This window comes from Bacillus sp. NMTD17 (genome assembly GCF_002998735.1).
GTDB lineage: Bacteria > Bacillota > Bacilli > Bacillales > Bacillaceae > Bacillus.
This window is the reverse complement of sequence record NZ_PVRH01000007.1, coordinates 17,718-36,284: the sequence shown is the minus strand read 5'-3', so window position 1 is coordinate 36,284 and position 18,567 is coordinate 17,718. Positions and strand designations below refer to the sequence as shown.

21 protein-coding genes are annotated in these 18,567 nt (G+C 43.2%); 15 read left to right on the top strand and 6 right to left on the bottom strand.

Annotated features, from left to right (window positions below; all coding sequences use genetic code 11):
* Positions 1–4 precede the first annotated feature (4 nt).
* Positions 5–721: a pseudouridine synthase gene (locus C6347_RS17730; protein WP_034665452.1), complete on the top strand. Its 717-nt coding sequence runs from the start codon at positions 5–7 to the stop codon at positions 719–721.
* Between the two features lie 69 nt (positions 722–790).
* Here C6347_RS17730 and C6347_RS17725 read toward each other — a convergent pair whose 3' ends face one another.
* Both C6347_RS17725 and C6347_RS17720 read right to left on the bottom strand, forming a co-directional pair.
* Entirely contained in the window at positions 791–1,012 is a 222-nt protein-coding gene (locus C6347_RS17725) for a DeoR family transcriptional regulator (protein WP_008356419.1), read from the bottom strand.
* Positions 1,013–1,383: 371 nt separating this feature from the next.
* The gene (locus C6347_RS17720; RefSeq protein WP_106071941.1) at positions 1,384–2,682 is read right to left on the bottom strand and encodes an NCS2 family permease; all 1,299 of its coding nucleotides are present in this window, start codon (positions 2,680–2,682) and stop codon (positions 1,384–1,386) included.
* Between the two features lie 94 nt (positions 2,683–2,776).
* Between C6347_RS17720 and pepV the strand changes: the two genes are divergently transcribed.
* A complete protein-coding gene (pepV, locus tag C6347_RS17715; protein ID WP_106071940.1) occupies positions 2,777–4,177 on the top strand; it encodes a dipeptidase PepV in 1,401 nt (466 codons plus the stop codon).
* A 23-nt stretch (positions 4,178–4,200) separates the two neighbouring features.
* Complete coding sequence (locus C6347_RS17710) at positions 4,201–4,827, top strand: Type 1 glutamine amidotransferase-like domain-containing protein (RefSeq protein ID WP_060597036.1); 627 nt, start codon at positions 4,201–4,203, stop codon at positions 4,825–4,827.
* Between the two features lie 48 nt (positions 4,828–4,875).
* On the opposite strand, the gene cysK is transcribed toward C6347_RS17710, so the two are convergent.
* The gene (gene cysK / locus C6347_RS17705) at positions 4,876–5,805 is read right to left on the bottom strand and encodes a cysteine synthase A (RefSeq protein ID WP_060597035.1); all 930 of its coding nucleotides are present in this window, start codon (positions 5,803–5,805) and stop codon (positions 4,876–4,878) included.
* Between the two features lie 94 nt (positions 5,806–5,899).
* Here cysK and thpR point away from each other — a divergent pair, with 94 nt between their 5' ends.
* From thpR to C6347_RS17685, 4 genes are all read left to right on the top strand, one after another.
* Positions 5,900–6,451: an RNA 2',3'-cyclic phosphodiesterase gene (thpR, locus tag C6347_RS17700; RefSeq protein WP_060597034.1), complete on the top strand. Its 552-nt coding sequence runs from the start codon at positions 5,900–5,902 to the stop codon at positions 6,449–6,451.
* Positions 6,452–6,476: 25 nt separating this feature from the next.
* Positions 6,477–7,412 carry a hypothetical protein gene (locus C6347_RS17695; protein WP_034665469.1) on the top strand — a complete coding sequence of 312 codons (936 nt, stop codon included), beginning with the start codon at positions 6,477–6,479 and terminating at the stop codon, positions 7,410–7,412.
* 48 nt (positions 7,413–7,460) lie between these two features.
* Positions 7,461–8,390 carry a YegS/Rv2252/BmrU family lipid kinase gene (locus C6347_RS17690; RefSeq protein WP_106071939.1) on the top strand — a complete coding sequence of 310 codons (930 nt, stop codon included), beginning with the start codon at positions 7,461–7,463 and terminating at the stop codon, positions 8,388–8,390.
* A 283-nt stretch (positions 8,391–8,673) separates the two neighbouring features.
* Positions 8,674–9,474: a phosphotransferase family protein gene (locus tag C6347_RS17685; RefSeq protein ID WP_181185486.1), complete on the top strand. Its 801-nt coding sequence runs from the start codon at positions 8,674–8,676 to the stop codon at positions 9,472–9,474.
* On the opposite strand, the gene C6347_RS17680 is transcribed toward C6347_RS17685, so the two are convergent.
* A complete protein-coding gene (locus C6347_RS17680; protein ID WP_060597030.1) occupies positions 9,471–9,746 on the bottom strand; it encodes a YtzH-like family protein in 276 nt (91 codons plus the stop codon). The genes C6347_RS17685 and C6347_RS17680 overlap by 4 nt on opposite strands.
* A 189-nt stretch (positions 9,747–9,935) precedes the next feature.
* Here C6347_RS17680 and trmB point away from each other — a divergent pair, with 189 nt between their 5' ends.
* The 3 genes from trmB (at position 9,936) to C6347_RS17665 (ending at position 13,313) form a co-directional block, all read left to right on the top strand.
* Positions 9,936–10,577 (top strand): tRNA (guanosine(46)-N7)-methyltransferase TrmB, encoded by a 642-nt coding sequence (gene trmB / locus C6347_RS17675; RefSeq protein WP_106071938.1) that lies wholly within the window; start codon positions 9,936–9,938, stop codon positions 10,575–10,577.
* Positions 10,578–10,693: 116 nt separating this feature from the next.
* Positions 10,694–11,542, top strand: a complete 849-nt coding sequence (locus tag C6347_RS17670) for a YtnP family quorum-quenching lactonase (protein ID WP_106071937.1) — start codon at positions 10,694–10,696, stop codon at positions 11,540–11,542.
* Positions 11,543–11,615: 73 nt separating this feature from the next.
* On the top strand, positions 11,616–13,313 hold the full coding sequence (locus C6347_RS17665) for an NAD-dependent malic enzyme (RefSeq protein ID WP_034665486.1): 1,698 nt from the start codon (positions 11,616–11,618) through the stop codon (positions 13,311–13,313).
* Positions 13,314–13,356: 43 nt separating this feature from the next.
* Here the strand turns inward: C6347_RS17665 and C6347_RS17660 are convergent, their stop codons facing one another.
* Positions 13,357–13,671 carry a PepSY domain-containing protein gene (locus C6347_RS17660; protein ID WP_003217759.1) on the bottom strand — a complete coding sequence of 105 codons (315 nt, stop codon included), beginning with the start codon at positions 13,669–13,671 and terminating at the stop codon, positions 13,357–13,359.
* Positions 13,672–13,870: 199 nt separating this feature from the next.
* Between C6347_RS17660 and C6347_RS17655 the strand changes: the two genes are divergently transcribed.
* On the top strand, positions 13,871–14,944 hold the full coding sequence (locus C6347_RS17655) for a M42 family metallopeptidase (protein WP_060597028.1): 1,074 nt from the start codon (positions 13,871–13,873) through the stop codon (positions 14,942–14,944).
* Positions 14,945–15,073: 129 nt separating this feature from the next.
* Here the strand turns inward: C6347_RS17655 and C6347_RS17650 are convergent, their stop codons facing one another.
* On the bottom strand, positions 15,074–15,520 hold the full coding sequence (locus C6347_RS17650; RefSeq protein ID WP_060597027.1) for a YtoQ family protein: 447 nt from the start codon (positions 15,518–15,520) through the stop codon (positions 15,074–15,076).
* Between the two features lie 199 nt (positions 15,521–15,719).
* Between C6347_RS17650 and C6347_RS17645 the strand changes: the two genes are divergently transcribed.
* From C6347_RS17645 to ytpR, 4 genes are read left to right on the top strand one after another with little or no spacing between them, the layout of a single operon-like run.
* Positions 15,720–16,748, top strand: a complete 1,029-nt coding sequence (locus C6347_RS17645; protein WP_060597026.1) for a PTS sugar transporter subunit IIC — start codon at positions 15,720–15,722, stop codon at positions 16,746–16,748.
* Entirely contained in the window at positions 16,735–17,055 is a 321-nt protein-coding gene (locus tag C6347_RS17640) for a thioredoxin family protein (RefSeq protein WP_034665496.1), read from the top strand. The genes C6347_RS17645 and C6347_RS17640 overlap by 14 nt, the downstream gene beginning before the upstream one ends.
* Positions 17,056–17,074: 19 nt before the next feature.
* Entirely contained in the window at positions 17,075–17,887 is an 813-nt protein-coding gene (locus C6347_RS17635) for a DUF1444 domain-containing protein (protein ID WP_106071936.1), read from the top strand.
* 16 nt (positions 17,888–17,903) lie between these two features.
* Entirely contained in the window at positions 17,904–18,509 is a 606-nt protein-coding gene (gene ytpR, locus C6347_RS17630) for a YtpR family tRNA-binding protein (protein WP_060597024.1), read from the top strand.
* Positions 18,510–18,567 lie beyond the last annotated feature (58 nt).

Below are 18,567 nucleotides of genomic sequence, written 5' to 3'. Positions count from 1 at the left end.
ATTCATGAGGCTTGATAAATTGCTTGCTAGCAGCGGCTTTGGTTCAAGAAAAGATGTGAAGAAGCTGGTCAAGGCACGGGCGGTCACAGTGAATGGAGAAGTGGCGAAGCAGGTGAAAGATCATGTTGATCCCTCGAATGATGAAGTGCTCGTACACGGAGAGCGTGTAGAGTATAAAGAATTCATTTACTTAATGATGAACAAACCGGACGGGGTCATCTCAGCAACTGAAGATCTGCGGGATGAAACGGTCGTCGATTTACTAGAGCCGGAGGATATCGCAAGGGAGCCATTTCCTGTGGGGAGACTGGATAAGGACACAGTCGGTCTCCTCCTCCTCACAAATGATGGACAGCTTGCTCATCAATTACTTTCTCCAAAAAAGCATGTGCCAAAAACATACGAAGTTCATTTGAAATACCCATTAGGAGATCAAGACATCAAGCGTCTTGAAGAGGGCGTTGTCATTTTAGATGATTACCGCACGAAGCCGGCGAAGGTTGAAGTAGATGCGAATGAAAACGAAGATACACGCATCCGTTTAACGATTACTGAAGGAAAGTACCATCAAGTGAAGCTGATGGCGCAAGCAGTGGGAAATGAAGTCATTTTTTTAAAAAGACTCTCGATGGGGGCTGTCTCTTTAGATGAAGATCTAGCGCCTGGGGAGTACCGTGAATTGACGGATGAAGAGTTGGACAGCTTAATCAATCGACCATAAATGTAGAATAAAAGAAAAGAACCGGCATATCGCCGGTTCTTTTTGTTATATGGACAGTTCATTATACGCTTAAGATGATATTTTCACTTTTTTTCTCGTTGTTTCCCATTTGCCTCTGCTTGGACTATGAACAAGATCGTTATAGGCAAGCACGTTTAAGTCTCTTTGAATGGTTCTAGGTGTGATCCCGAATTCATCAACCAGCTCTTGTGTCGTCACAAGACCTTTCTCTTGAATGAACATATAAACTGATTTAATTCGAGTCATCATACGGTTTGTTGAAGGTTTCAAAAAACCACTCCCTATCAATAAGATCGGATGGACTTGACTAACCACAACTTACTACACTAAAACTGCGAAATAAGGACATGCAACAATGGTAAATGTTCGTGTTTCTTAATGTTTTATTCTATTATACACGTTATTATGCATCTAGTTCCACCAAAAAGTCAACTTTACGTGTTTTTTAACTTGTCTTCATGAATCGAAACATGGTATATACCATGTTTTGAATTCGGTTACAACCCAATAGGCGTAAGGGGTATGGAGAATACCGTCACATTCAAACATCCAAAAAATAAACACAGAAAATTTACAAAATAAAAAATTCACTCATCTCAAAAAGACACATCCCTTGTTAGAATGTGCCTTTTTTGTTTCTGTTATCCTTCTAAGAAAAAGAGCTGAATGAAAAATAAAATGGCAAAGATGAGAACAAGTACATGTACTTCTCTCCATTTCCCTTTTGCCAGTTTCACAAGGGGATATGAGATAAATCCAAGTGAAATTCCTGTAGAAATACTAGATGTCAGCGGCATGGAAAGGATCACAAGAAAAGCAGGGAATGCTTCGTCTAGCTCGTTCCAGCGAATGCGTGACACTGAGTTCATCATCAAGCACCCGACAATGATGAGAACAGGTGATGTGATGGATGGTAAAGAAGAAATGGCTTGAACGAGCGGGCCGAAAAACAATGCCACAATAAACAGTGCAGCGACCGTTAAAGACGTTAGTCCAGTTCTTCCGCCAGCAGCAACCCCAGATGATGATTCAATATAAGCTGTTGTTGGGCTTGTCCCAAACATAGAACCTATCGTCGTTGCAGCAGAGTCAGCGAGCAGGGCTCTGCGTACCTTTGGCAGCTGGCCTTTTTTCATGAGTCCTGCTTGTTCAGCCACTCCGATCATTGTGCCCGTTGTATCAAAAATCGTCACTAGTAAGAAGGAGAAGACGACAGCATATAAATGATGAGAGAATACATCGCTAAAAGCAGCGAATGGATTTGTAATCAGCATGCCTTCGGGTAGTGCAGGGATGTCCATCAGCATTTTAGGGAAATGAAGCTGGCCTGTTACGAGCGCAATCAGTGTCGTCGCTAACATGCCGATAAACAGAGCGCCATTTATTTGAAGAACCATTAAAATAACAGAGATCATTAAGCCGACAAGCGTTAAAATGACAACAGGCGAGCTTAAGTTGCCAAGCTTCACTAGATTTTCTGGGTCAGCTGCGATAATCCCAGACTGACGGAGGCCGATAAATGCAATGAAAAGCCCGATTCCTGCTGTAATGCCGTACTTTAAATTATCTGGAATGGCTTGAATCAGTTGTTTTCTAAGGGATGTTAACGATAAAATAATAAAGAGTATACCAGCAACAAATACCGCACTGAACGCTGTTTGATAGCTGATGCCGCCGCCACCGACAACTGTAAAGGTGAAATAGACATTCAGCCCCATGCCTGGTGCAATAGCAATCGGATAGTTTGCAAATAGTGCCATCCAGAGCGTACCGACGACAGCAGCGATAATTGTTGCAGTAAAGACTTGGTCAAAAGGAATGCCTGCTTTTGAAAGAATTCCTGGGTTAACGGCAACAATATATACCATGGTAAAGAATGTCGTCATACCAGCAATTAATTCTTTCTTTATGTTGGTTTGGTTTTCTTTTAACTGAAACATAAAATCCTCCATTTACGAACATTATTACAAAACAATTAATATAATATTCGTTTTAAGGGTGGATTGCAACCTTTTTTCAAGGAGGAATGGAAAAATGAATTGGGAAGCTGAAGTGATACGAAAAAAAGACGACTTAATTAAGGACACACAATCTTTTTTGCAAATTGAAAGTGTCCTTGATGAAGAAGGTGGAAAAGAAGGAAAGCCATTTGGTGAAAAAGTCGATCAGGCCCTTCAGTATATGTTGAAAAAAGGGGAAGACGAAGGATTCACAGTCAAGAATGTGGATGGCTATGCAGGTCATATTGAATATGGAGAAGGCGAAGACATTGTAGGTGTGCTATGCCATGTGGACGTTGTGCCTGCTGGTGACGGCTGGACAACCCCGCCATTTTCAGCGGACATAAGAGAAAATAAAATGTTTGCACGAGGAGCCATTGATGATAAAGGTCCAACCATGGCGGCTTTCTACGCGCTAAAGATGATAAAAGATACAGGGATGAAGCTGTCAAAAAAGATTCGAATGATCATTGGAACGGATGAAGAAAGTGATTGGCGCTGTGTGGACCATTATTTCAAGCATGAGGCGATGCCGCAAATTGGATTTGCGCCAGATGCCGATTTTCCGATTATTCATGCTGAAAAAGGGATTATTGATGCCATCGTGTCATTTACATATCAACTTACAGAAAATCATCAGCGCTATACGCTCAAGCAATTCACATCGGGTATGCGGCTGAATATGGTGCCGGATGAGGCAGCTGCCACTGTGACAGCTGCACAAGATCACGATGCTGAATCATTAAAAACAGCTTTTGAAGCTTATCTTGCTCACAATCAGTTATCAGGTGAGGTAAAGAATGCAGCGGACGGACTGCATCTCACATTAAAAGGTGAATCAGTTCATGCCATGGAGCCGGCGCATGGCATCAATGCGGGCATTCATATGGCGAATTTCCTATGTGGACAAGAGTTAGATGAAGACGGGCTTGCTTTTACCTCCCAAATCAACGCTTTATTTGATCAGGATACAAGAGGGAAAAAGCTGGGGATTGCTTGTAAAGATGAGATTAGCGGAGATTTGACTTTAAATGTTGGAACGATCCGCTATACACAAAACGAGGAAGCGAAGCTAGGATTAAATGTCCGCTATCCAGTGACAGCAGACGGCAAGGACGTTAAAAAAGGGATCGAAGGCATCAAAGGGGCCACCCTTCTGAAATTTGACGACAGCACTCCGCATCACGTCTCAAAAGATCATCCGCTTGTGAAAACATTGCAGCGGGTATATGAGGAACAAACGGGAGATCCAGCTAATCTGATTGCCATTGGTGGAGGAACGTATGCGAGATCTTTAGAAGCGGGCGTTGCCTTTGGTCCTCTATTCCCTGGCAGACCAGATTGCGCACACCAGAAGGATGAATATATCGAAATCGATGATCTACTAAGAGCAACCGCTCTATATGCACAAGCCATGTATGAATTGGCAAAATAGAAAAAGAGAAGAGGGGATTCACAGTGAAAAAAATGTTCTTATGCTCTTCATTCAAAGACAGCTATTCTCTCTTATCTGACTTTGCGGGTGAATCATTAAAAGGAAAACGCGTGACATTTTTTCCAACAGCCAGTGCTGTGGAAGAAGTCACGCACTATGTGGAGGCAGCGAAAGAAGCCTTTCATCAACTAGGTATGCATCTAGAGACCGTTCAGATAGCTGAGCAGTCTACTGAAGAAATCACAAAGATGATGGAACAAAATGATGTGATGTACGTATCAGGAGGCAACACCTTCTATTTGCTGCAGGAATTAAGAAAGCATCGTCTTGATGACGTGCTGAAAGAAGAAATCAATAAAGGCAAGCTGTACATCGGAGAGTCCGCAGGGAGTATCATCATGGCACCAAGCATTGAATATATCTCCGTGATGGATGATCGGCAGAAGGCAGCAGAACTTTCATCATGTCAAGGATTCAATGAGATAAGCTACTATCCGGTACCGCATATGTACAATACCTATTTAGGCGAGGCTGCGCAGCAAATCATGGAACAGTTTGAGCAGACGCTCGATTTATGCCCGCTTACTGATGAGCAGGTTTTACTCATCACAGGGGAGCAGGCTGAGGTGAAGTCCGACAAATCGTCCTAACCTTGAAACGAAGAAAAAGGAACAGGGATTCATGACCCTGTTCCTTTTTTAATCTTGAAAAACATCACTTGATAAGTATCGTTCGCCTGTATCTGCTGTCATACAGATCACGATTTGTTCTGCCGGCAGTTGCTTGGCTGTTTCAATCGCAGCATAGCAGGCTGCACCAGATGAAGGACCAACTAAAATTCCTTCAAGCCGGGCAAGCTGACGTGTGATGGTGTACGCATCCTCATCGCTTACTTGCACGATCTCATCATATACATGCTCGTTTAAAATATGGGGAATAAATCCTGGGCTTGTGCCAACAAGTTTATGTTTGCCAGGTTTCCCGCCAGATAAGACTGGAGATCCCTTCGGCTCTGCCACACGTATGGTCAAATGAGGGAATGCCTTCTTTAATTCCTCTCCGGTGCCTGTAATGGTTCCGCCAGTTCCTGCTGTTGCGACAAAGGCTCCAATTGGCTTTCCAAGTTGTTTTACAGCTTCCATGATTTCAACAGCTGTTGTGCCTCTATGTGCATCTGGGTTCGCCCCATTATCAAATTGCATCGGGATAAAGCTATGAGGAATTTGAGACGCCAGTTCCTCTGCCTTGCGAATACAGCCTGGCATTTTTTCTTCTCCTGGGGTTAAAACAACCTGCGCCCCATAAGCCTTCAAAATATTGATTCTTTCCTTTGTCATCGTATCTGGCATGACAAGGATGGCTTTATAGCCTCTTGCTGCTGCGTTCATGGCTAAACCTATCCCTGTATTCCCACTCGTTGGTTCAATAATGGTCGCTCCTTTTGTAAGCTTTCCTTGCCTTTCAGCCTCGACGATCATATTGTAAGCAGCGCGGTCCTTCACACTGCCGCTAGGATTAAATGATTCCAGCTTTAAATAAACAGCTGCCGCATTGTCTGGCTGAAGCCGCTGTAATTTAACAAGTGGTGTATCGCCAATCAGCTCAGCTATATTTTGTGCAACCTTCATCATGTGACACCCTTTCTTCTCATTCTGCATTTCTTTAGTTATACTATCATCAATGGGGATTCGTAAAGTTTGTTAAAAAAGGACAGGTGATATTGTGGCAGAAAACCGTCATTATTTTATAGGGATTCACATCCCTGAACAACTTGCGCATCAAATCAAAAAAGACATGGATCTAAGGAGTGAACTATCCTTTCAAAAGTGGACAGCACCAGATGATTATCATGTGACCCTGATCTTTTTAGGTGCCATTCCAGATGAGCGTTTAAAAAAGATCATCGAGCTGCTTGATATCCTTTCAAATGAAGCCGCTGCATTTTCACTAGAGCTGAATGAGTTAGGACAGTTTGGCATGAAGGAGCGCCCGAGAGTCTTTTTTGCAAAACCTAATGAAAGTGAACCGCTCATGCAATTAAGAGAAAAGGTGAAAGAAGCCGTATTGTCAGCAGGACATCCTGTTGAAAAGAGACCGTTTCATCCGCATATGACGATTGCGCGAAAATGGAACGCGGATCACTCTTTTGCAGAACAAGCGCCTTTACGCAAAGAGCCATACGTGATAGAGGTTTCTTGTATGACTCTATTTGAAATACGTCCGAAAGAAACCCCGCGTTATCACGCAATCAAACAATTTGCACTACATAAATGATTCTAAAAGTTGGAGTGAGCAGCAGATGGCGCAAATTATAAAAATTCAAGATTATATATCACGATATGAACAAGACCCGCATCACTACATCAATCAATTCATTCGATTGAAAAAGCAAAGGTGGGACGAGTTAAAAAAGGCTTCAAAACAGGAGGCGCAGCATTCATTTGACCAAATCTCTGAACAAGTGCCTGAACAAGAGGAAGAAAAGAGAAAGAAATTCTCCTTAAAAAGAAAGCAAAAAGAAGCCGATATGAAAAAGGAACGGGACCTGAGTCTTTTTAACGAGCCGACAGATATAGAGCAAGGTGTCTTTACAAACGTTCCTACCGATGAAACGAAACTCATTCATTTTTTTAAGGATCATCTATACGATGTTCAATTAAAATGGGCGAGCTCGACGATTTCCCACATTTCAACCGTCTCCCATCATATTCGGTATGATGAAAAGCTGCGTATGCTTGCTAGGCAGCTTCCGGATTCATATTTTGTGATGTATAAGCCGGTGCTGCTCATTCAAAAAGCAGAGATGGAATTATGTTCAGTACTTATTACGCCGCTGGAAGTGATTTGTTTATCCTTCTTAGAGGCAGAGCCTGACAGCGTATATATCGGAACGAAGGAACGTTTTTGGGAAAAGCGGGCGAATGGGAAAGCTGTTCAGTCCGTTTTGAATCCTTGCGCAAGCCTTCTGCGCTCTGGCACCGTCGTGTCAAAGATCTTACAGCAAAGCGGTGTCGATCTTCCTGTGAAAAAAATCCTGATCAGCAGAACCTCTTATATTGACTTACCGGAAGTTCCATACGGGATGGAGGTTGTCGATAAGAAGAAGGCGGAAGATTGGTTTGAAAAGCAGCGGAAAAATACCGCGCCGACAAAGCATCAGCAATTTAAGGCGACAAAGGCATTGCTTGCTTATGGTGAATCAGACAGCAAAAGAAGGCAGGAATGGCTCGATTAAAGGCATAATGGAAGGTCACGAAAAATGAGACCTGAGTGGAGCTAATATATGAATGAATGGTACTTTATCGTTAATCCAGCAGCAGGACATGGAAAAGGACTTCGTACATGGAGGAGCATAGAGAAAGAATTACAAAAGGTGGAGATCTCTTATCGATCGTTTCTCACCCAGCATGAAGGTCATGCAGAAGTATTGGCAAGACAAATTAGCGCCATGCAAGATGACAGGCTGAAGCGCCTGATTGTCATTGGCGGTGACGGCACCATTCATGAAGTCCTGAATGGCTTAAAGGAAATGGATCATGTGCAGTTAAGCTTTGTTCCCGCCGGTCATTGGAATGATGCGGCGAAGGGCCTCGGCATCCATCGTCAAGATGTCCTAAAAGAAGTGAGAAAGCAAAAGAGAATGCTCACCAAAACATTTTCTCTCGGCTCCTTTCAAGATCATGCAGAAAGCCCGCAATCCGTTCTCTTTCTCAATCATATCGGTGCTGGGTTTGATGCGCATGTGCTAAGGAAAACAGTGCATTTCAGAGGAAAAAAGTGGCTGAAACGGCTGGGACTTGGGTTTATCATCTACCCGCTGTCATTTCTCCATTCTTTATGGTCCTTTAAGCCGTTTGACCTTGCGCTGTTTATTGAAAATGAGAAGAAGGTCTTTCGCCAAGTGTGGTTTGTGATTGTATGCAATCACCCCTATTACGGAGGCGGGCTGGAAGCAGCGCCGGAAGTGAGCGCGAGGCAGCCAGGCTTTCAAACGATCGTTGTCACAGATTTGAATCCATTCAAAGTGCTCTTGTTTTTAAGTGCGATGGTGTTTCGAAAGCATCTTGTAATGAAGGGCGTTACCCTGTATCAGCACGAGGAAGCGTACTTGGAGGCAGATGCAAAAATCTTATTTCATGCAGATGGAGAAGTGATCGGCGCAACGCCTGTCTTTGTGAAGGCGAGTGAGCGCTCCTTAAAATTACGTGCTTAAATGGCTTCTCGTGAATGCCCTAGTCAAAAACCATGAAAAAAGCCTTCCTTTTCATAAGGTTCTTGTCCTGATTTTCTAGTTTTGCTTGACGAGTATAAGAAGGTAACGATAAAATCTATAGGACGGCTATTGTTTAGCATCTCATTCTCAATAGCTGTCCTTTTTGTTTTTATGATCATATAAATAAAAAAGAAACAGCCAATTGATCTTCAATCGGCTGAATTTTGTCGACTAAAAAAGCAAGATTTAAAATATTTTAAGAAATGATGGGTTGAAAATTGATATGAACTGGTTGGGACAAATATTAGGTAGCGAATGGCACATCTCTCCTGCTGGAGGCGCTACGGGAGATGCGTACTTCGCAACACACAATGACCAAAAGCTATTTTTAAAACGCAATACGTCACCGTTTCTTGCGGTTTTGTCAGCTGAAGGCATTGTGCCGAAGCTTGTCTGGACAAAACGGATGGAAAATGGGGATGTCATCACTGCGCAGCACTGGCTGAGCGGCAGAGAGCTGAAGCCAAAGGACATGAATGACCGTCCTGTAGCAGAGCAGCTAAGAAAAATTCATACATCTAAAGAATTGCTTGATATGCTGAAAAGATTAGAGAAGCATGCTCTACACCCAGAATCCATTTTGAAGCATTTAAAACAGTCCATATTAAAAGAGCAAATCGATTCACAAGACATTACACGTGCCATCCAGTACTTAGAGAAGCATGTGGAGGCAGTCCAATTTGAGGACAAGGTCGTGTGTCATTGTGACCTCAATCATAATAATTGGCTGCTGACAGATGAAAATCAGCTTTACTTGATCGATTGGGATGGGGCGATGATTGCTGACCCAGCCATTGATCTTGGACCACTTTTATACCATTATGTTGAAGAAGAGAACTGGGAAAGCTGGCTCTCGATGTACGGTGCTCCGCTGACGGACAATTTGCGAAAACGTATGGATTGGTACGTCCTCGCTGAAACCGTATCGTTTGTCGTGTGGCATAAAAGAAAAGGAAATGAAAAAGCGCAGCAAGAAGTGCAAGCGGAGCTGAGCGCACTCTTAAAGCGGTTAAACATCTATTAAGACATAGGAATATTCTCGACCCACTCTGACAAATGCGATTGATGCTCCTCGATATGTGCATTAATTGAACTGACAGAAGTGCCCTTTTGGCTGTAATCATAAATATCTGTTAATAATTGACGAATGTCGGCATCAAGGTCTTCTTTTGCCAGCATTAATTGAATCACACGTCCCACCTGTTCATATTCTGCAACAGTCCCGCAGCAATCCAACTGGTGATCGGTTAAAATATCTTTGATTAATTGAAGCTGATGTTGACGGTTTAATCCCATACGTATGCTCCTTTTCTGCGTGTCATTTATGTGGTTAAACTGTGCATTCAGCGCCCAATTTATACATGCGGCAGACCAGCTCAGAGCGAAGGGCTGGTCTTTTTCATATGTGCATAAAGATGCTGTCTTGCGGGTCTTTATGTTTCATGGTATCTTGATAAAATGTAAAGAAAATAGAGGTGTATCAAATTGAGAATGCGACATAAACCATGGGCGGATGATTACTTAGCTGAAAATGCTCATATTGCCTTAGCTAGCCCCGAGCAATATAAAGGGAAATGGCATGAGCTGTTTGGAAATGATCATCCAATCCATATCGAAGTTGGGACAGGAAAAGGGAGCTTTATCGCTGGAATGGGCAAGCTTCATCCTGATATCAACTATATTGGCATTGAATTATTTAAAAGTGTCATTGTGACAGCAGTAGATAAAATCAAAGAGACAGATGTTGAAAATGTAAAGCTTTTGAACATCAATGCTGAAACGCTGACAGATGTGTTTGCGGAAAATGAAATTGCCCGGGTGTATTTGAATTTCTCTGATCCGTGGCCAAAAGCAAGGCATGAAAAGCGCAGATTAACGTTTAAGGCCTTTTTAGAGCGATATGAACATATTCTCCGTCCAGGTGGTGAATTGCATTTCAAAACAGATAACCGCGGATTATTTGAATATTCCTTAAAGAGTTTTTCTGCATATGGCCTTCTTTTAACGTATGTAAGCTTAGATTTACATAAGGACGGATTAGAAGGAAATGTGATGACTGAATACGAAGAAAAATTCTCGTCTATGGGACAACCCATCTATCGATCAGAAGTAAAATTTCCAGATTAACAAGTGACATCAAGCTGGCTGCAAAGAAAAATTGCAGTCAGCTTTTTTCATGAAAAGATTGATGCATGCGATTTTCAGCTGTATTTGCTACGATAGAAAAAGGAGGGATGACAGCAATGGAGACAATGAAAATAGGTGACATGGAACTGTTCTGGTTAAATGGGGGAGATACACACATGGACGGCGGTGCGATGTTCGGTGTAGTGCCAAAGCCGTTATGGTCAAAAAAATATCCGGTGAACGATCGCAATCAAATTAAACTGCGGTGTGATCCGATCCTCATTCGGTGGAATGGTCTTCATTTATTAGTGGATTCCGGCATCGGATCAGGGAAGCTGACAGATAAACAAAAACGCAATTACGGCGTAACAGAAGAGACGAAATTGGAACAATCGCTAGCGGCACTCGGCCTGCAACCAGCTGATATTGATTACGTTTTAATGACACACCTTCACTTCGATCATGCAAGCGGGCTGACAAAACGTGAGGGAGAAGAGCTCGTGTCTGTTTTTCCGCAGGCAAAAATCATCACATCCAAAATCGAATGGGATGAAATGAGGGCGCCTAACATCCGCTCAAAAAATACATATTGGAAAGAAAACTGGGAGCCTATAGCAGATCAAGTGGTGCCATTTGAAGAAAGCATCGAAGTAACAAAAGGCATTGGGCTGCATCATACAGGCGGTCATAGCAATGGCCATAGCATCTTAACGCTCACAAGTCAGGGCGAAACAGCGATTCATTTGGCTGATATCATGCCAACACACGCTCATAAAAATCCATTATGGGTCTTGGCTTATGATGATTACCCAATGACTTCGATTCCAGCTAAGCAAAAATGGCAGGCATTTGCAGAAGAAAAAAATGCGTGGTACTTGTTTTATCATGATGCGATTTACCGCGCTGTAAAGTGGGATAAAGACGGGCAAATCACACATGAAGTTAAAAGAGAAACAGGAAGATAAAAGATCATCTGCATGTTTTTTCGCCTTTCACACAAAATAACGACAAAATGAACTTGTGAAAGGAAGAGTGCAGGTGAACCAATTTTATCGTGTACATGGTGATGTCATTGAAACACCATTAAGAGGGATGGAAGTCATGTCCGTCCCTTATTTAAACAAAGGGGTTGCATTTACTAAGGAAGAGCGGGAAGAGCTTGGTTTAAAGGGATTTCTACCGCCTAAGGTTTTAACATTAGAGGATCAGGCAAAGCGTGCATATGAGCAGTTCAAGGCACAGCCGGATGAACTGGGGAAAAATGTGTATTTAACATCACTTCATGACAGAAACGAAGTGCTTTTTTACAAATTACTAAATGAGCACTTGGCGGAGATGCTGCCGATTGTCTACACGCCGACTGTTGGAACAGCCATTCAGCGTTATAGCCACGAGTATCGAAAGCCAAGGGGGCTTTATTTATCGATTGATGATTTGGAAGGCATGGAAGAGATTTTTGCCTCTTACGGTGTTGATGAATCAATTGACTTAATCGTTGCGACAGATGCAGAAGGCATTTTAGGTATTGGAGACTGGGGTGTTGGCGGTATTGCCATTTCAGTCGGGAAACTTGCTGTTTATACAGCCGCAGCAGGCATTGATCCTAGCCGCGTGCTGGCCGTTGTGCTTGATGCCGGGACGAACCAGGAAAGTCTCTTGAATGATCCGCTTTATGTTGGAAATCAGCATTCTCGCGTTCGAGGAGAACGTTATGATCGGTTCATTGATCAATATGTAGAGCTTGCCCGCGCAACCTTTCCAAATGCACTCCTTCACTGGGAAGACTTTGGGACAAAAAATGCCCGAGCCATATTGGAAAAATATAAGGAACGTATTTGTACATTTAATGATGACATTCAAGGTACTGGAGCTGTTTCACTTGCTGCGGTTCTGGCATGTGCAAAAGCTTCGAAGGTTCCGCTGAAAGATCACCGAATCGTCATTTTCGGAGCGGGTACGGCAGGGATTGGCATAGCGGAGCAGATCCGTGATGCTCTCGTAAGAGACGGTGTCAAAGAAGAGGAATCATATGATCATTTCTGGTGTATTGATAAAACAGGATTGCTTACAGATGATTCGCCTGACATTCAGCCATTTCAAAAGCCATATGCAAGACGTTCTGACGAAGTAAAGGATTATGCCCGTAACGGTCCTAAGCATTCCATTGATTTATTAGAGGTCGTCAAACAGGCGAAACCAACCATCTTAATTGGCACCTCGACGGTAGGAGGAGCATTTACAGAGGAAATTGTGAAAGAAATGGCGTCACACGTGGAGCGCCCAGCCATTTTACCGATGTCGAACCCAACACCTCTTTCAGAAGCAAAGCCTGAAGATCTCATCGAGTGGACAGAAGGACGCGCCCTTGTGACAACGGGAAGCCCATTTGATCCTGTCGAATATGGCGGCGTGACATATGAAATTGGTCAGGCGAATAATGCCCTTGTGTTCCCAGGGCTTGGTCTTGGAACGATTGTGTCTAAAGCCCGCCTTATAACAGACAGCATGTTTGTTGCGAGTGCTGAAGCGATTGCCAGCATGGTCAATGTCGGAAAGCCGGGTGCAGCGATGCTGCCAAGTGTGGATCAGCTTCGAACTGTTTCAGCGACAGTGGCTGTCCGTGTGGCGCAAGCAGCGATCGATGAAGGTATTGCAGAGGAAACGCCTGAGGATCTCATTCAGGCTGTACAGGACGCCATGTGGCATCCTGTGTACAAAAAAATCAAAGCCATATAAAAAAGAAGCTTCGCAAGGACACGCCTTTGCGAAGCTTTCTTTATCAAGCCACAGAATCAATGACATCAACGATCATGCCTGTTTTGGCATCAATCATAACTTCGTACTGTTCAAGCTCGCCAAAGGCTGAGCGAGTAATGCCAGATTTGTACACATCAATCGTTTCACCATTTACGGTATACGGTTCTGGTACAGTATAAATCCAAGAGCCATCAATCGGGCCGCGCTGTTTAAAAGCAGATTTCACAATTTTTAATGCTTTTTCAGACGAGATATACGTAGGGAAAAATACTTTCTTTGCAACAATTGCAGCGGCTACGCCAATACTCGCACCAATCAGAACATGTTTTAACTTCAACGTGCTGCACCTCCGTATTGCTGTTTTTTCCATTATACAAAACTTGTCCATTGATGTTAAGGAATCCGAATACTTGAAAGCATATTCAAAATTTCTGGAGAGATACTTGGAAAACCGAAAGAATTCTTATAGTATAAAGTGAGTGTTATTTTTATAGGAATATATATGGTCATTACATAGAAACGAGGTAAACCGTAGAATGAATGAAGAAACATTGTCGCTTTTCCGAAATTTAACAGAATTACAGGGAACTCCAGGTAATGAGCACCATGTGCGTGCTTTTATGAAAAAGGAACTTGAGAAATATTCTGACGAACTCATTCAGGATCGTCTTGGCGGTGTGTTTGGGGTACGCAAGGGACCAGAGAACGCACCTAAAATCATGGTGGCTGGTCATATGGATGAAGTGGGATTCATGGTTTCATCCATTACGAAGAACGGGATGATACGCTTCCAAACACTCGGCGGCTGGTGGAGTCAAGTCATGCTGGCACAGCGTGTCGACGTTCATACCGTTCACGGACCAATTCCTGGTGTCGTCTCTAGTACACCGCCTCATCTTCTAACACCAGAACAAAAAAGCAAACCTGTGAAACCATCAGACATGCTCATTGATATTGGGGCAGACAGTGAAGAAGAGGCAAAAGAACTTGGCATTCGCCCAGGACAGCAAATCGTGCCTGCAACAGTCTTTACCCCTATGGCGAATCCTAAAAAGATTTTAGCGAAGGCTTGGGATAACCGCTATGGCTGTGGACTTGCGATTGAATTATTAAAAGAAATAAAAGACGAACCTCTTTCATGTCATCTGTATTCAGGTGCAACGGTTCAGGAAGAAGTAGGGCTTAGAGGGGCAGAAGTAGCTGCGAATATGATTCAGCCAGATCTGTTCTTTGCTTTAGATGCAAGCCCTGCAAACGATGTGACAGGTGACAAAACCCAATTCGGCCAGCTTGGTAAAGGAGCACTTCTGCGTATTTTTGATCGAACCATGATTACGCATCGCGGGATGAGAGACTTTGTGCTCGATACTGCTGAGTCAAACAGCATTCCATACCAATACTTCGTATCACCGGGTGGTACGGACGCTGGACGTGTGCATATTTCCAACCAAGGTGTGCCTTCTGCTGTCATTGGGGTGTGCGCTCGCTACATTCATACAAGTCATTCAGTATTGCATGTGGATGATTACGCAGCGGCAAAAGAATTAATTGTCCGCCTGGTGAAAAACTGTGATCAAAGTACAGTGGATTCTATTTATCAACAGGTGTAAATGTAATAGAAAAGGCTGCCTCTTTCATGAGAGCAGCCTTTAGTGTGTATATGTAGACAAAACCTCGCATTCATTGCCAGGTCTGCAAAGGTTTCGAAAAGAGGAAAAAAGGTTGCAGTTTCACCTTTTTTATTGCTGTTCAAACACGTAAGATAACGCCTTGATCGCTTGGTTCACGGTTTCTACAGTGATATTCGCTTTGTTTGATAGTTCCTTTAACGGATGGTGCAGTTCTTTTGGGCGGATCAAAATGAGAGGTTTTCCTTTTGTGATGGCAGCAGATGCATCCATTGCCGTGTTCCACTGTTTATATTTCTCACCAAAGCGGGCAATGACGACGTCTGCCTTGTTTAATAAGATCTCAGTACGGAAATTGTTCAAATCAGAAGCCGCATCATCTTTGAAAATGGCATTCGGCTGCTCACCTAAAATGTCCTCACCAATGTGATCTGAGCGGTCATGATTCTCCATTGGACCAACAAACGTCACCGGCAGTTTCAACGATTGGCTTTTCTCCTTGATTTCATCACGCCACTGGCTATGAATTTCTCCTGCTAAATAGACGGTTAATTGCATAACGATCTCCTCCTTTTGTACAAACTTAGTAAAGGTTTGCCCTGTTTCTTTTCATGTTACACAAGAAGTGCTTGATAAAGCAAAAAAAATATGATTATGATATTCATGGTAGAGACTATTTTTCATCGTAAGAATACTACATATAATGGGAAGGACAGGCTCTTCGTCTTTCCTATGAGAAAGCAGGAAGACGACGTTGATGACTTATTTGAAAAGAAAAGGGATCTCCCTTTCGCCAAAAGTGTATTTCATTGATGCACTCTCTTATATGGCTTTAGGTCTATTTGCTACCTTAGTGGTAGGGCTGATTTTAAAAACAGCAGGCGGTCTGTTATCACTTCCGCTCATCATCAAAATGGGAACACTCGCAATGGGGCTCATGGGACCAGCGATTGGCGTAGCTGTTGCGTATCGCTTACATGCATCTCCTTTGATCATTTTTGCAAGTGTTGTCTCAGGTGCTGCAGGAGCAGAGCTTGGTGGACCTGCTGGAAGCTTTGTCGCAGCATTAATTGGTGTGGAACTCGGCAAGCTGGTCAGTGGTGAGACAAGAATTGATATTATTTTAACGCCGCTTGTCACCATTATTACTGGCTTTTTCACCGCCGCTTTGATCGGTCCTGGGATTGAAGCCATGATGACAGGGCTTGGTAGGCTCATCATGTGGGGGACTGACCAAAGTCCGCTGATCATGGGCATGCTAGTAGCGACCATTGTTGGACTTGCCCTCAGCTCACCGATTTCAAGTGCGGCGCTTGCGCTCATGCTTGACTTAAGCGGAACAGCGGCTGGTGCTGCAACGATTGGCTGCTGCGCTCAAATGGTCGGCTTTGCCGCTGCAGGCTTTAGAGAAAATCGTTTTGGCGGTCTTGCTGCTGTCGGCATTGGCACGTCAAAATTGCAGCTGCCGAACATTGTGAAAAATCCCCTTATCCTTATTCCGCCGACGATTGCGGGCCTCATTCTCGCGCCAATTGGTATTATTGGCTTTGGGATGGTCAATAATGCGGCAGGGGCAGGTATGGGAACGAGCGGCCTCGTTGGACAGCTCATGACACTGACCGTTATGGGATTTCATCCATCCGTTTTTCTGGCGATCGCTCTTTTGCATATCGTTGGCCCGGCAGTGATTAGTTTGGTAGTATCAGAATGGATGAGAAAGAAAGGCTATATACAATTCGGAGATTTAACCATACAAACTGGAGGAATGAAACATGAAAAAAATTGAATCAAACGAAGAATTACAAAAAGTGATTCAAGAAGACTTAACAGTATTGCTATTTTCAGCTGACTGGTGCCCGGACTGCACCTTTATCGAACCATTCTTGCCAGAGCTTGAAGCAAACTACCCAGAATTTGAGTACTTCTATGTGGATAGAGATCAGTTCATTGACACTTGCGCAGAGTGGGAAATTTACGGCATTCCAAGCTTTTTAGTTTTTAAAAATGGACAAGAGGTTAACCGCTTTGTCAGCAAGGATCGTAAGACGAAGGAAGAGATTGAAGCATTTTTAACAGATTCTCTTTCTAAATAATGAAAGGAGGGTCTAAATCATGGCAAAAATGACATCAAGACAGCTTGCGAACGAACTTAAAAGCCGTCTGACAAATGACAGCTGGTCACACCAGTTTGACCGAGAAAAAGATACGCTTCGTATTGAAGATAAACAAACAAATAAAGGTATTACACTAGAGCTCCCGCCAATCATTGCAAAGTGGGAAGTAAAGCCTGATGAAACATTAGATGAGATCGTTTACTATGTGAAAGAGGCGCTAAGTGCCATGAAAGGCGAAGCGCAGCACATCTCAGGAAAAGAAAAGCAGATCTATCCTGTCATTCGTTCCACTTCCTTTCCTGAGGCATCAAGTGATGGCATTCCCCTAGTTTTTGATGAGCATACAGCTGAAACGAGAATCTTCTACGCACTTGACCTTGGAAGCACCTACAGATTAATTGATGAGAAAATGCTTCAAAAGGAAAACTGGACAAAAGAGCGAATTAGGGAAACTGCAAGCTTCAATGTCCGCTCACTTGAAACTGTGGTGAAAATGGATGAAGTTGCAGGCAATCGGTTTTATTTCTTCCGTGCGAATGACGGATATGATGCCAGCAGACTTTTAAATGAATCGATTTTACAAGAATACGCGCAAAAAATAGAAGGACAGATGGCCATTTCTGTTCCCCATCAAGATGTATTCATCATTGCAGATGTTCGCAATGAATCAGGCTATGATATTTTAGGACAGATGTCGATGAGCTTCTTCGCCAGCGGCACGGTTCCGATTACCGCATTGTCATTTTTATATGACGAGGGCAAGCTTGAACCGATCTTTATTCTTGCTAAAAGCAGACCAAAACAGCAGTAGAAGGGAATTTTGAAGAATGAACGTTTTTTATAATGCAGAAGGTGTAGGCGACACACTCCTTATTTCATTGAAAGATGTGACGAGAGAAGAAGTAGGTCATGAGAGGTTTGGAGATGTCGTAAGAATCTTCAATCAAGAAACAAAAGAAACAACAGGTTTTAATATCTTCAACGCATCCACTTACATGAAAATTGAAGAAAACGGATCTGTACCGCTATCTGAAACACTTGTTCAAGATATCAACGAAATTTTAAACCGCAACGGTGTAAGTGAAACGTTGACCGTGGATCTATCACCAAAATTTGTTGTCGGTTATGTGAAGGAAAAAGAAAAGCATCCGAATGCAGATAAATTAAACATTTGCCAAGTAGATGTTGGCGATGAAACATTACAAATCGTGTGTGGTGCACCAAACGTTGATCAAGGGCAATATGTCGTGGTTGCGAAGGTTGGTGCGGTGATGCCAAGCGGTTTGGTCATTAAAGATGCTGAGCTAAGAGGTGTTCCATCAAGCGGAATGATTTGTTCAGCAAAAGAACTAGATCTTCCAGACGCGCCTGCTGAAAAAGGGATTCTTGTTCTAGAGGGAAGCCACCAAGCTGGCGAACCCTTTAAAGCGTAACCTCCCATAAACGGGCACATAGGAGCGAAGAATGTGTTATACCAAAAGTCACTAAGTA